The organism is Alistipes finegoldii DSM 17242 (assembly GCF_000265365.1).
Taxonomy (GTDB): Bacteria; Bacteroidota; Bacteroidia; order Bacteroidales; family Rikenellaceae; genus Alistipes; species Alistipes finegoldii.
The window spans coordinates 705,730-718,951 of the sequence record NC_018011.1 but is presented as its reverse complement, the minus strand read 5'-3'; the positions used below and the strand labels follow the sequence as shown (position 1 = coordinate 718,951).

Sequence of the window (13,222 nt, the reverse complement as noted above, 5' to 3'; positions counted from 1 at the left end):
CGTCGGTTTATTTTACGCCGTAGCCCGGATTCTGGTAAAGTCCCTCGGTGTTGAGGATGCGTTCGTTGTAGGGGATCGGAAGCAGCAGGTCCTTCAGCCCGAAGTTGGGGTTGATCGCGTTGAAATGTTCGATCATCTCCTGCTTGGAGTACATGCGCAGCAGGTCCTGCCAGCGGAGTCCCTCTTGGATGAACTCGTTGCGGCGCTCGTCGTAGATGCCCTGACGCAGGTCGGTGCCCGACCAGTCGCCCAGTCCGGCGCGTTTGCGGACCATGTTCAGGAAACTCTTGGCCGTCGGCTCCGTGCCCTGCCAGTAGTAGGCTTCGGCCAGCATCAGCGCCACGTCGGCGTAACGCATGACGATCCAGTTGTTGCCGCCGTAGCCGTTCGCACCGCACTCCAGATCGGCGTACTTCATGGTGTGGTAGTAGGTCACGCCCGCAACGGTCGTCTCGCGCAGGTAGTTCTTGCGCACGTCCTCCTTGGCGAAGGCGTCGTAGACGCTTTTGGTGGTCATGTTTTGCATCAGGCCCACCTTGTTCGAGGTGATGCCGGTTTTGCTGGGACCGAAGAGGTAGTTCCAAGTGGAGCCGAGGTCGGCGTTGTTCTGGATGTAGTTGATCTGGAAAATGTTCTCGGCGCAGGACTTCTGCGTGGAGAGGTCCCAGATCGCGTTGTAGGGGATGTCGGACAGTTCGCCGAACGACCGCAGGTTCCATGCGGCGGTGAGCTTTTCGATGGCCGAAGTGAGCGACGCCGACTTCTCGGAGGCGAAATCCTCGTCGCAGGCGTATTGCAGTTTGGCCTTGCCGTAGAGCGTCCATGCGGCAGCCTTGCTTGCACGGCCGCACTCCGATGCGGGCTGCATGTCGGCCAGCGGGCTGCCGAGTACGTAGTCGAGGTCGGCGAAGACCGCCTTGTAGACCTCGCTCTTCGGACGGCGGTAGTTGTTGGCCTGCACCTCGTCCTTGGTCTTGAGTTCGGTCAGGATCAGGGGCACGTCGCCCCACTCGGTCACCAGATGGAAATAGGTCAGCGCGCGCAGGAAGCGGATTTCGGCTTCGTAGGTGTTGCGCGCGTCGCCGTTGGAATAGCTCACGTCGTCCAGATGCGCGAGCAGCGTGTTGGCCCGCGAAATGGTCTTGAAGAGCTGCGTGTAGCGGTTGTATACGTAGGAGTTCTCCTCGGTAAGCGTATAGTTGTAGAATTGGTAGGGAATGCCGCTGTTGGCGCCGCTGTCCGTCACGGCCGTGTCATGCGAGCGGACGTCGGTGAAGTAGTGGTTGTTCGTGTAGTAGTAGCTCTGCGTGAGCGACGCATAGACGCCGTTGAGCGAGGTGACGATGTCGGCTTCGGACTTGTAGAAGTTGCCGACCGTCGTGGCGTTGGGGTCGTATTCGTCGAGGAATCCGCAGGACGCCGTCGAGACCGAGGCGGCGAGCAGGATGAACATATGTTTGATCTTCATATTCGTACAAGATTTAGAAAGTTAAGTTTAAACCGACCGAATAGATGCGCGAGAGGGGGTAGCATCCCCAGTCGAAGCCCGGCATCATGTTGCTGCTTTTATACGACACCTCAGGGTTGTAACCGCGGTAGGGGGTAATGGTGAAGAGGTTGTCGCCGCTGACGTAGACGCGGCACGAGGTGATGTGCAGCTTGCTGGTCCAGCGTTTGGGCAGCGTGTAGCCGAGCGTGATGTTCGCGCAGCGGAAGAACGAAGCGTCCTCCACGTAATACGAAGAGAGTTTGAGCGAGGTGTTGGTCGTCGAGATGCGCGACGCGATGGGCACGTTGTTGCGGCCCGGCTGTGCGTCCGAGATGTAGCGGTCGGCGACGATCGAATACTGGTTGCCCGATCCCTCCATGTTGTAGAGGTAGTAGTCTTGGAAGTTGATGACCTCGCCGCCGTACGAATAGGCGAAGCTGGCGCTGAAATCGAGTCCGTTCCACGACAGGCTGGTCGAGAAGCCGCCCGTGAAGTCGGGGTAGGCGTCGCCGATGATCGTCTTGTCGTCGGTGGTGATGACGCCGTCGCCGTTGGCGTCCTTCCAGATGGCATTGCCGTAGGAGAGGTTGTCGAGGGCGTACGAAGCCACGGCCGGACCCTTGAGCTGGTAGCCTTCAGGGAATTTGTTGCCGTTCTTGATGTAGACGTCGCGGTCGAGCAGGGCGTTGGCATAGTCGGCCTTCGACATGATGCCTACGGCCTGATAGCCGTAGAACGAGCCGATGGGCTTGCCCTCTTTGGTGATGTGGGAGCCTACGGAGCGTTCGGTGGTGGAGATGATGTCGTCCAGACCGCCCATGCTGACGACCTTGTTGCGGTTGACCGAAATGTTGGTGCTGAAGTTCCAGTTTACCTTGCCTGTCAAGAGGCGTGCGTCGAGCTGGACGTCGAAACCGCGGTTGCGGATCTTGGCGCCGCTCATGTTGGTCGTCGTCGAGGTCGCGCCTGAGATCGAGGAGATCGGGTATTTGTAGAGGATGTCCGTCGAAATGGAGTTGTACCAGTTGCCGATCACGTTCAGGCGGCCGTTGAAGAAGCCCAGATCTATACCGACGTTAGTCTGGCGGGTGGTTTCCCAGCCCAGCGCGGCGTCGGTGAAGGAGCCTTCGTAAGTCGTCGATACGGGAGTCTGGCCGAAGGCGTAGCTGCCCGACGAGATGCCGGCGAGGCTGGCGTAGTTGCCGATGTCGTTGTTGCCGCTCTTACCCCAGCTGGCGCGCAGACGGATCGAAGCCACGTCCTTGAGCGCATCCTTGAGGAAGGGTTCGTTCGAGAGCGTCCAGCCGGCCGATACCGAGGGGAAGTAACCCCAGCGGCTGTCGATGCCGAAACGCGAGGAACCGTCGGCGCGGAACGAGCCGGTCAGCGTGTAGCGGTCGTCGAACGAGTAGTTGACGCGGGTCAGGAACGACATCATGGCCCATGCGGCCTTGCGGGTGCTGTAGAGCGAAATGTCCGAGGCGTTCGAGCCGTGGCCCGTAACCTCGTGGATGCGGTCGTCGGCGAAGCCCGTGGCTTCGACGCCCAGACGGTCGTAGGTCTTCTTCTGGAGGGTGTAGCCGGCCAGCGCGTCGATGTGGTGGCGGCCGATCTTCTTCTTATAGCTGAGCGTGAACTCGCCCAGACGGTCCACGTCGTAGGTCGAGGTCGTGCGGGCGATGTTCGACGAGCGCAGCTCCTCGCTGTAGGCGGGGGCGGCATCGCGGCCGATGCTCATCGGGCGGTAATAGAAATAGCGGTAGTTGTACCACTGCTGGCCGAGCCGGGCCGAGAGCTTGAGGTCGGGGAGAAACTCGTAAACCAGATTGAGATTGAGGTTGTGGCGCGACATCTTCTCGTTGATGTCCAGCTCGTTGGCGATCGCCAGCGGGTTTTCGGGGAAGTTCATGCCCCAGTCCGTCTTCATGCGGATCATGGCGCTGCGGGCGTAATCGCCGTTTTCCTCGTAGGCCGGCAGGTTGGGCAGGTACATCAGCGCGCTCTGGATCACGCCGTCGTTGATCATGCGGCCCTCGGCCTGTACGACGGTGTTCTTGGCGTCGTACATCGAGTAGCTGATGCTCGCCGTCAGGCGCTTGGTGATCTGGGCGTCGAGGTTGATGCGGGCGTTGATGCGGTTGTGGTTCGACGGTGCGATGATACCGTCCTGATCCATGTAACCGACGCTGGCCATGTACTTGATGGCCTTCGTGCCGCCGATGACCGATACGTTGTGGCGCATGATGCCGGCGTTGGAGAAGAGTTCGTCCTGCCAGTCGGTGTCGTACTGCGGCGTTACGGGGGTGCGGGTCGTGAAGTCGTAGAACATCGGGTGGATGCCCACTTCGGCCAGCGAGAAGCCTTTGGCGGCGCGGATCGTGTTGTCGTCGTAGGGACTCCACGACACGCCGGCGGCCGTGGCGCGCAGGCGGTAGGAGTTGTTGCGGGCGTCGATCAGCAGGTCGCGGAACTGCGTCGAGTTCAGCAGGTCCACCTTGTGGTCGAGCTGCTGGATGCCGTACGAGAAGTCGTAGCTGACTTTGGCGGCTTCGCCGTCCTTGCCGCGCTTGGTGGTGATGAGCACGACGCCCGACGCACCGCGCGAACCGTAGATGGCGGCCGAAGCGGCGTCCTTCAGGATGTCGATGCTTTCGATGTCGTTGGGGTTGATGAATACGTCCTCCGAAGCGGGATAGCCGTCGATGACGTAAAGGGGCGCGCTGCTCGCCGAGAGCGAATTGACGCCGCGCACACGGATGGTTACGCCGTCGCCCGGCGCACCGCTGGTCTGGTGGACTTCGACGCCGGCGACCTTACCGACTAACGACTGGCCCACGGTGGGCGTGGTGGCGGAGAGTTCGCTGGCTTTGACGCTGGCGATCGATCCCGTAAAGTCGCTCTTGCGCATCGGAGTGTAGCCGACGACCAGCACTTCGGAGATCTGCTTGCTGTCCTCGGTCAGCGTGATGTCGAACGACGTCTGGCTGCCGACCTTTATCTGCTGCGTGTTGTAGCCGAGGAAGGAGACGGAGAGCGTCTGGCCCGGCGTGGCCTCGACCGAGAAGTCGCCCTCAAGACCGGTGACGTTGCCCCGGTTGGTCTCCAAGACGATTACGCTGGCGCCGATGACGGGCTCGCCCGAAATCGTTTTGACCGTTCCGGTCACTACCCCCCCCCTTACGGGTTGCGCCGTCTGTACGCGTGCGGCGGCCGGTTTGCGGCTGACGACGATGCGGCTGCCCTCCATGCGGGCGGTCAGGTTCTGGGCGCTGAGCGCGCGGATGACGACGTCTACGACGTTTTCGTCGGCCGCCTTGACGCTCACGCGGCGCGTGAGGTCGATTTCGGAGTTGTTATACGCGAATGTATAACCGCTCTGCGATTCCACGGTTTTGATAAATTCCCGGACCGGGACGTTGTCCAGATCGACGGTGATTTTCTTGTTCTGCGCCGCTGCCGGCAGGGCGGCCAGCAGCATCAGGACAAGCGACACGACAAGTCTCCGCACGGAGGGTGTCCGGTCGGAAAAATTCAGGCGTTCATCTTTTTTCATGACTGAGTTTTAAGTTTTGATTGATAGTTTCTTGAGTTTCTTTGAAAGAAGATCCGGGGAGGTCTCCCGGCGTTCATGTGTTGCGTTCCATGGTCGGTTTTCTTGGTTATTTGTGTATTATTACGTAGTGTTTGTCTATCTGGCGGCAGCGGAGGTGCGTCAGCGTTTCGATGATCTTGAGCGTCTCTTCGAGGGTTTCGGGCCGCAGGGTGAACGAAATGCGTATGGAGGTGTCGATGCGTTCGTCGATCCGGAAGCGGATGTTGTACCAGTGCTCCAGATTGACGGCGATGTCGGCCAGCGTCATGTTGTCGAAGATGATCGAGTTGCCCGTCCAGCTGCAATAGTTGCTGGCCGCGACGTTGCGCACGGCGACCGCGCCCGAACCGGCGTCGTAGGAGCAGCTCTGGTCCGGGGTGAGGACGACCGACTGGTCGGCGCGGTAGCCCGACACCTCGACTTTGCCCGAAAGGAGCGTCACCTCCTCCGTGTTGAACGCCGGCATATGGCTGGCCGTGAAGCGCGTGCCGAGAACCTTGACCCGGAGTTTGCCCATCTCCACCTCGAAGGGGCGCAGCGTGTCGCGTTTCACGTCGAAGAAGGCTTCGCCTTCGAGCCGGACCGCGCGGCTGCCCGAAGCCGTGAAGCGGTCGGAGTAGGCCAGCCGGGAGTCGGCGTTGAGCCATACCACCGAGCCGTCGGGCAGCGTGAAGCGGCCTTTGCTGTTTTCGGCGGTCACCAGCCATGTCGTGGTGTCGGCCGAGAGACGTTTCACGACGAAGAATTCGACGGACATCGCCAGCAGGACGATTGCGGCCGCAGCGGCGGCCGTGCGGCGGGTGATGCTGAACAGCCCCCGTTTCGGGGCGGCCGGAGGCGTCATTTCGCGGTGCAGCCGGTCGAGCTTGCGGCGGTAGGCCTTTTCGTCCGCCGGAAGGACGGACGCCGGGTCGAGCCGCTCCCATTCCTTCCATAAGGCGTCGGTCTTTTCGCCCGCGCGCTCCTTGTTCAGGCACCATGTCCGAAACTGCTGCTGTACCTGTTCCGGCATCGGATTGTGCAGGAACGTGTGTATTATCTTTTTTATCATGTCCGTTCTTTCTGTGCGTTTGTAATAGTATGACGGGAAAAAGAGGGGCGTCCCTAGTCGGGATCTGAATTTTTTTGCAAATAAAAAAAGACAACAATTTTCGTGTCGTCTTTGTCTGCCGGGAGGCGTGAGGCGGAAGAATCAGAAGAAGAAGGCGATGACGCCGATGATTTTTTTCAGTTCGGCGAGCGCCGTGCGGATGTGATACTCGACGGTTTTGGGGGTTACGCCCAGTTTTTGTGCGATTTGCTGATGGGAAAGCCCTTCGTAGCGGCTCAGGCGGAAGACCCGCTGCCGCTGCTCAGGCATCTGCTCCACGGCCATGTCGATAATCATCAGCAGGTCCTCGGTGGCGACCTTCGTCGAAATGTCGTCCGTCAGAAGGTCCTCGACGTGCAGGAGCCGCTGTTCGTAACGGGTTTGCACGCTCTTGTGTTCGAAGATGTCGAAAACGGCGTTCTTGGTCATCCGGAACAGATAGCTGCGGAACGATTTGATGCGGCCGATCGACTCGCGGGTTTCCCAGATTTTCAGAAAGATATCGTGCGCCAGATCCTCGGCTTCGCTCCGGTTTTTCAGCATGCAGAAGGCAAACGCCTCCACATGCGGGGCGTAACGCATGTACAACGCATCGAATGCATCGTAACTGCCCTGCCGGAGGCTCTGCAAGATCAATTCGTCCGGTTGCTTGTCCATTCTTTCGTCGTGTGGTCGAAAATCCGGGTGTTATCCGGGTGTGTAAATTGCAAACAGGGGCTAAAGTACATAAATTTTTCAGGAAACGGGATTGCGATACGTTAAATTTTTAATATCGGATGTTTTCCGGGACCGACGTCCGTGTCCGGAAAGTCTTGGCTTCTAATGAAATGATTCGATTCTTGCAAAACTTTGCGGCACGGTGTTCTGTTTGCGGTTCGTCGTTCAAATTCTGTGCCTTTCGGCTGCCGCAGGGCGGCGGTGCGGTGCGTATTTCCTATTTCGGGCGTCCGGAGCGTCGTGATTTTTCGCACCGGAATGGTACGGCTTCCGGCTGCGCGCATGCCCGGTTTTGCGGAATGCCGGCGGCGTTTCACCCCCGATTTTTGCCGTTTGGCCCTCTGCGATGTCTGCCGGATGGCCGGAAGCTGCGGATTTTATCCGCAGGGAGCGCAATCGGGCCGGTCGGGAATAGCAGTTGCATGCGCTTTTTTCGTATCTTTGCCCTGACTCCGAAATCAAACCTTACTTGCTGCAATGAATAAAAGAAAGAAATGGATCGTTACGGCCGTTATCCTCGTCGTATTTTGTGCCGTGCTGGGCGTTTACAGACACTTCGGCCCCGGCTCCTCCGCTTCGGACGCCGATCCGGCCGCGGTGAGCGCGCCCCGGAAGAAGAGCGTCCTGAACGTGAACGGACTCGTCGTGCGTCCGCAGTCCCTCGCCGACGGCATTACGATGGTCGGCAACCTGCTGCCGGACGAAGAGGTGGACCTCTCGTTCGAGACTTCAGGCAAGATCGTCGAGATCAATTTCAAGGAAGGGTCGATCGTCCGCAAGGGCGAACTGCTGGCCAAGGTCAACGACAAACCGCTGCTGGCGCAGCTGTCGCGCTACGAAGCGCAGCTCAAGCTGGCCGAGGACCGGGTTTACCGCCAGAGCGCGCTGCTCGAAAAGGACGCCGTCAGTCAGGAGGCCTATGAGCAGGCCAGTACGGAGCTGGCGATGCTCAACGCCGATATCGACATCGTCAAGGCCAATATCGCGCTGACGGAGCTGCGTGCGCCGTTCGACGGAATTATCGGTCTGCGAAACGTCAGCGAGGGCGCCTACGCCTCGCCCAGCGTGGTGGTGGCCAAGCTGACGAAGATTTCGCCGCTCAAGATCGACCTCTTCGTGCCGGAGCGTTATGCCAGCCAGATCAGGCCGGGAACGCCGCTTTCGTTTACGGTCGAAGGCCGGAACGAGACCTTCCGGGCGGAGGTCTACGCGCAGGAATCGAAGGTGGATATCGCCACGCGCACGCTGGCCGTGCGGGCGCTCTATCCCAATACGCGGGGAACGCTGCTGCCGGGACGTTTCGTGACCGTTAAAATCCGCCTGCACGACATTCCCGACGCCATAGCCGTGCCGACCGAAGCCATCGTGCCGGAGATGGGCGTGGACAAGGTATATCTCTACAAAGGCGGAAAGGCGCAGGCCGTCGAGGTGAAGACCGGCCTGCGGACCGAGTCCAGCATTCAGATTATCGAGGGGCTGAACGTGGGCGACACGCTGATTACCTCCGGCACGCTGCAGCTGCGGACCGATCTGCCCGTCAAACTCGACGTCGTCGAATAATCCCGCCGCCGTATGAATATTTCCGAACTCAGCATCCGGCGTCCCGTATTGTCCACGGTACTGACGATCATCATCCTGCTATTCGGCTTTATCGGATACAGCTATCTGGGCGTGCGGGAGTTTCCGAGCGTGGACAATCCGATCATCTCGGTGACGTGCTCCTATCCGGGCGCCAACGCCGATGTGATCGAGAACCAGATCACCGAACCCCTCGAACAGAATATCAACGGCATTCCCGGCATCCGGTCGATGTCGAGCGTCAGCAGTCAGGGCCAGAGCCGCATCACGGTCGAATTCGAACTTTCGGTAGACCTCGAAACGGCTGCCAACGACGTGCGCGACAAGGTGTCGCGCGCGCAGCGTTACCTGCCCCGCGACTGCGACCCGCCGACGGTGACCAAGGCCGACGCCGACGCTACGCCGATCCTGATGGTGACTATTCAGAGCGACAAGCGTTCGCTGCTGGAGCTGAGCGAGATCGCCGACCTGACGGTCAAGGAGCAGTTGCAGACGATCAGCGACGTGAGCGGCGTGCAGATATGGGGCGAGAAGCGTTATTCGATGCGACTGTGGCTCGATCCGGCCAAGATGGCCGGATACGGCATCACGCCGGCGGACGTCAAGAGCGCGCTCGACCGGGAGAACGTCGAGCTGCCGTCGGGAAGCATCGAGGGCAACACCACCGAGCTGACCATCCGCACGCTGGGACTGATGCACACCTCGCAGGAGTTCAACGATCTGGTGGTGCGCGAGGACGCCGACCGCATCATCCGTCTGAGCGACGTGGGCCGCGCGGAGCTGGGACCGCAGGATACGCGCAGCTATATGAAGATGAACGGCATTCCGATGGTCGGCATCGTGGTGGTGCCGCAGCCGGGAGCCAACCACATTGAGATCGCGGACGAGGTCTACAGACGCATGGAGTCGATGAAAAAGGACCTGCCGGAAGATGTGGTGACCGATTACGGATTCGACAATACGCGCTTCATACGCGCTTCGATCGACGAGGTGAAACAGACCGTCTACGAGGCGTTCCTGCTGGTGATCATCATTATTTTCCTGTTCCTGCGCAACTGGCGCGTGACGCTGATCCCGTGTATCGTGATTCCGGTGTCGCTGATCGGCACCTTCTTCCTGATGTATGTGGCCGGATTCTCGATCAACGTGCTGTCGATGCTGGCCGTGGTGCTCTCGGTGGGACTGGTGGTGGACGACGCCATCGTGATGACCGAGAACATCTACATCCGCATCGAGCGCGGCATGTCGCCCAAGGAAGCGGGTATCGAGGGGGCGAAGGAGATCTTCTTCGCGGTCATTTCGACCTCCATCACGCTGATCGCGGTCTTCTTCCCGATCGTCTTCATGGAGGGCATGACCGGGCGTCTGTTCCGCGAGTTCAGTCTGGTGATTTCGGGCGCCGTGGTCATCTCGACCTTCGCGGCGCTGACCATCACTCCGATGCTGGCTACCAAACTGCTCGTGCGGCAGGAGAAGCAGAGCTGGTTCTACAACAAGACCGAGCCGTTTTTCGTCTGGCTCAATAATTTCTACAGCCGCACGCTGGCCGGGTTCCTGCGGCGGCGCTGGATAGCCCTGCCGCTCGTGGCGCTGATGATCGGCCTGATCGGGTGGCTGTGGGGGAGCATCCCGGCCGAGATGGCGCCGCTGGAGGACCGTTCGCAGATTACGATCAACACCCGCGGATCGGAGGGCGCGACCTACGAATACCTGCGCGACTATACCGAGGGCATCAACCGGCTCGTCGATTCGCTCGTGCCCGAAGCCCGTGCCGTGACGGCGCGCGTCTCCAGCGGCCGCGGCAACGTGCAGATCGCCCTGAAGGACATCGCGACCCGCGAGCGTACGCAGATGGAGATCGCCGAGGAGGTGTCGGCCGCCGTGCGCACGAGGACCAAGGCGCGCGCGTTCGTGCAGCAGCAGAGCACCTTCGGCGGACGGCGCGGCAGCATGCCGGTGCAGTACGTGCTGCAGGCGACCAATATCGAACGGCTGCAGGAGGTGCTGCCGGAATTCATGCGGAAAGTCTACGAAAGCCCCGTATTCCAGATGGCCGACGTGGACCTGAAATTCAGCAAGCCCGAAGCCCGCATCGCGATCAACCGCGACAAGGCCAACCTGCTGGGCGTCAGCACGCGCAATATCGCGCAGACGCTCCAGTACGGACTCAGCGGCCAGCGTCTGGGCTACTTCTACATGAACGGCAAGCAGTACGAGATACTGGCCGAGATCAACCGCCAGCAGCGCAACAAGCCCGCCGACCTGAAGTCGATCTATGTGCGCAGCGACAAGGGCGAGATGATCCAGCTCGACAACCTCATCACGCTCGAAGAGAACGTCGCGCCGCCCCAGCTCTATCACTACAACCGTTTTCTGTCGGCTACGGTTTCGGCCGGACTGGCGAAGGGGAAGACCATCGGGCAGGGGCTTGACGAAATGGACCGTATCGCCGAGCAGACGCTCGGCGACGACTTCCGTACGGCGCTGGCCGGCGATTCGAAGGAGTTCCGCGAGAGTTCTTCGAGCCTGATATTCGCCTTCCTGCTGGCTATCGTGCTGATATATCTGATTCTGGCGGCGCAGTTCGAGAGTTTCAAGGACCCGCTGGTCATCATGCTGACCGTGCCGCTGGCCATTGCCGGCGCGCTGGTGTTCATGGCGGCCAACGGGCAGACGATGAACATATTCAGCCAGATCGGCATCATCATGCTGATCGGTCTGGTCGCCAAGAACGGTATCCTGATCGTCGAATTCGCCAACCAGAAGCAGGATGCGGGGCTGAACAAGCGGGAGGCCATCGAGCAGGCTTCGCTGCAGCGCCTGCGCCCGATTCTGATGACCAGCGCTTCGACCATTCTGGGCCTGCTGCCGCTGACGATGGCTTCGGGCGAGGGGGCGCAGGGACGTATCGCCATGGGTGTCGCCGTGGTGGGCGGCATGGTGGTTTCGACGCTGCTGACCCTTTATATCGTGCCGGCGATTTACAGTTACGTATCGACCGACCGGATCCGAAAAACGAAAAAGAACGCGAAATGAAACGACTGATTTTAACGGTTCTGGCCGCGGGGGCTGTCGGAGCGGCCGCGGCGCAGGAGTGCGGCGAGCCGATGACCCTGCAGCGGTGTCTGGAGCTCGGACTGGAGCAGAATTACGACGTCCGCATCATACGCAACGAGCAGCGCATTAGCGACAACGACGCGACGGCGGCCAACGCCGGGATGCTGCCGAGCGTCGATCTGACGGCCGGCTACAGCGGGGCGCTGGACAACGAGCGCACGACCCCGCGCGAGGGGGACGCCGTGATCGAAAACGGCATTTACGATCAGACCTTCGACGCCGGCGTTGCGGTGAACTGGACGCTTTTCGACGGATTCCGCATCCGCACCAACTACAAGCGGCTGCAGGAGTTGCAGCAGATGGGGGCGCTCAGAACCCGCATCACGATCGAGGATTTTGTCGCCACGCTTACGGCCGAGTATTACAATTATGTGCAGCAGACCCTGCGTCTGAGCAATTTCCGTTATGCGGTGCAGCTCTCGCGCGAGCGGCTGCGAATTACCGAAGAGCGGTTCAAGATCGGCAGCTTCTCGCGTCTCGACCTGTTGCAGGCGCGTGTGGATTTCAATGCCGACAGTTCGAAATACATGTCCCAGCACGAGCTGGTGACCGCATCGCGCATCCGCATCAACGAACTGCTGGCCAACGACGATCTCAACGGCAGGCTTTCGATCTGCGATTCGCTGATCGAGGTGAACAGCACACTCGAATGGGATCGTCTGGAGGCTGAAACGCGCGCTGCGAACGCTTCGCTGCTGCTGGCCGGGCACGACAACACGCTGGCCGAACTGGACCTGAAAAGCATCCGTTCGCGCTTCTACCCTTATCTGAACCTGACCGCCGGGTACGGATATACCTACAACCGGTTCGGCAACGGCGCCACTCAGTCGCGCGGTACGCTGGGGCTGAACGCCGGGGTGAAGCTGGGATTCACGATCTTCGACGGCAACCGCCGCCGCGAGCAGCGCAACGCCCGGATCACGATCGAAAACACCGAATTGACCCGTCAGCAGCTGGAGCAGTCGCTCATGGCGAATCTGTCTAATTTCTGGCAGGCCTACCGCAACAACCTCGAAGTGATCCAGCTCGAAACCGAGAACCTGATCGCCGCCCGCGAGAACTACGAAATCGCCATGGAGCGTTACCTGCTGGGCGATCTGCCCGGCATCGAGATGCGCGAGGCGCAGAAGAGCCTGCTCGACGCCGAGGAGCGCATCCTCACGGCGCAGTACAATACCAAGCTCTGCGAAATATCGCTGCAGCAGATCAGCGGAAACATCGGGGTCTATCTGCAGTGACCGGAAGCGGTCGTCCTTCCGATTTGAAAAAACCACTCCCTGTCTGGGAGTGGTTTTTTCGTCCTGTGTGAGCCGGAGCCTCGGTTGCGTCGTATCGGAATCCGGTCTTACGGTCGTTACCGGCTGAAAATTTTCGTCAGCCTGTTGCCCGTCATGTACATGCGCAGGCGCCCCATGACGTCGCTGCCGTGCTCCTTGTGTTCGGGAGCGTGCAGCCATTCGTGAAATTCCAGATAAATCCCCCGGTCGATCATGAATTCGAAAGCCGCGTTCTTCAGTCGTTTTTCTTCGTTGTATCCCGCTTGGATATTGGATACCAGATCCTCGAACGCGGCGATGTTGTAGGGATTGGAAACTGGAATTTCGGCTGTGTAATGTTGCTTTCTCATAACTTTTTATTT

8 protein-coding genes are annotated in these 13,222 nt (G+C 60.0%); 3 read left to right on the top strand and 5 right to left on the bottom strand.

The window, feature by feature from the left end; translation table 11 throughout:
- Window positions 1-7: 7 nt before the first annotated feature.
- The 4 genes from ALFI_RS03105 to ALFI_RS03090 form a co-directional block, all read right to left on the bottom strand.
- A complete protein-coding gene (locus tag ALFI_RS03105) occupies window positions 8-1,468 on the bottom strand; it encodes a RagB/SusD family nutrient uptake outer membrane protein (RefSeq protein WP_009599062.1) in 1,461 nt (486 codons plus the stop codon).
- 13 nt (window positions 1,469-1,481) lie between these two features.
- Entirely contained in the window at window positions 1,482-5,042 is a 3,561-nt protein-coding gene (locus ALFI_RS03100) for a TonB-dependent receptor (protein ID WP_009599080.1), read from the bottom strand.
- Between the two features lie 106 nt (window positions 5,043-5,148).
- Entirely contained in the window at window positions 5,149-6,132 is a 984-nt protein-coding gene (locus tag ALFI_RS03095) for a FecR family protein (protein ID WP_009599036.1), read from the bottom strand.
- A gap of 141 nt (window positions 6,133-6,273) precedes the next feature.
- Window positions 6,274-6,828, bottom strand: a complete 555-nt coding sequence (locus ALFI_RS03090) for an RNA polymerase sigma-70 factor (protein ID WP_009599077.1) — start codon at window positions 6,826-6,828, stop codon at window positions 6,274-6,276.
- 537 nt (window positions 6,829-7,365) lie between these two features.
- Between ALFI_RS03090 and ALFI_RS03085 the strand changes: the two genes are divergently transcribed.
- From ALFI_RS03085 to ALFI_RS03075, 3 genes are read left to right on the top strand one after another with little or no spacing between them, the layout of a single operon-like run.
- Window positions 7,366-8,448 (top strand): efflux RND transporter periplasmic adaptor subunit, encoded by a 1,083-nt coding sequence (locus ALFI_RS03085; protein WP_009599037.1) that lies wholly within the window; start codon window positions 7,366-7,368, stop codon window positions 8,446-8,448.
- Window positions 8,449-8,460: 12 nt separating this feature from the next.
- Window positions 8,461-11,502, top strand: coding sequence for an efflux RND transporter permease subunit (locus ALFI_RS03080; RefSeq protein WP_009599056.1), 3,042 nt, complete (start codon window positions 8,461-8,463; stop codon window positions 11,500-11,502).
- Window positions 11,499-12,821 (top strand): TolC family protein, encoded by a 1,323-nt coding sequence (locus tag ALFI_RS03075; protein ID WP_014774723.1) that lies wholly within the window; start codon window positions 11,499-11,501, stop codon window positions 12,819-12,821. The genes ALFI_RS03080 and ALFI_RS03075 overlap by 4 nt, the downstream gene beginning before the upstream one ends.
- Before the next feature lie 116 nt (window positions 12,822-12,937).
- Here the strand turns inward: ALFI_RS03075 and ALFI_RS03070 are convergent, their stop codons facing one another.
- A complete protein-coding gene (locus tag ALFI_RS03070; protein WP_014774722.1) occupies window positions 12,938-13,210 on the bottom strand; it encodes a hypothetical protein in 273 nt (90 codons plus the stop codon).
- Window positions 13,211-13,222 lie beyond the last annotated feature (12 nt).

Excerpts from the sequence above, each read along its gene's own strand:
- ALFI_RS03090 (WP_009599077.1), bottom strand. The coding sequence starts at position 6,828 with ATGGACAAGCAACCGGACGAATTGATCTTGCAGAGCCTCCGGCAGGGC.
- ALFI_RS03105 (WP_009599062.1), bottom strand. The coding sequence starts at position 1,468 with ATGAAGATCAAACATATGTTCATCCTGCTCGCCGCCTCGGTCTCGACG.
- ALFI_RS03085 (WP_009599037.1), top strand. The coding sequence starts at position 7,366 with ATGAATAAAAGAAAGAAATGGATCGTTACGGCCGTTATCCTCGTCGTA.
- ALFI_RS03080 (WP_009599056.1), top strand. The coding sequence starts at position 8,461 with ATGAATATTTCCGAACTCAGCATCCGGCGTCCCGTATTGTCCACGGTA.
- ALFI_RS03070 (WP_014774722.1), bottom strand. The coding sequence starts at position 13,210 with ATGAGAAAGCAACATTACACAGCCGAAATTCCAGTTTCCAATCCCTAC.
- ALFI_RS03075 (WP_014774723.1), top strand. The coding sequence starts at position 11,499 with ATGAAACGACTGATTTTAACGGTTCTGGCCGCGGGGGCTGTCGGAGCG.
- ALFI_RS03095 (WP_009599036.1), bottom strand. The coding sequence starts at position 6,132 with ATGATAAAAAAGATAATACACACGTTCCTGCACAATCCGATGCCGGAA.
- ALFI_RS03100 (WP_009599080.1), bottom strand. The coding sequence starts at position 5,042 with ATGAAAAAAGATGAACGCCTGAATTTTTCCGACCGGACACCCTCCGTG.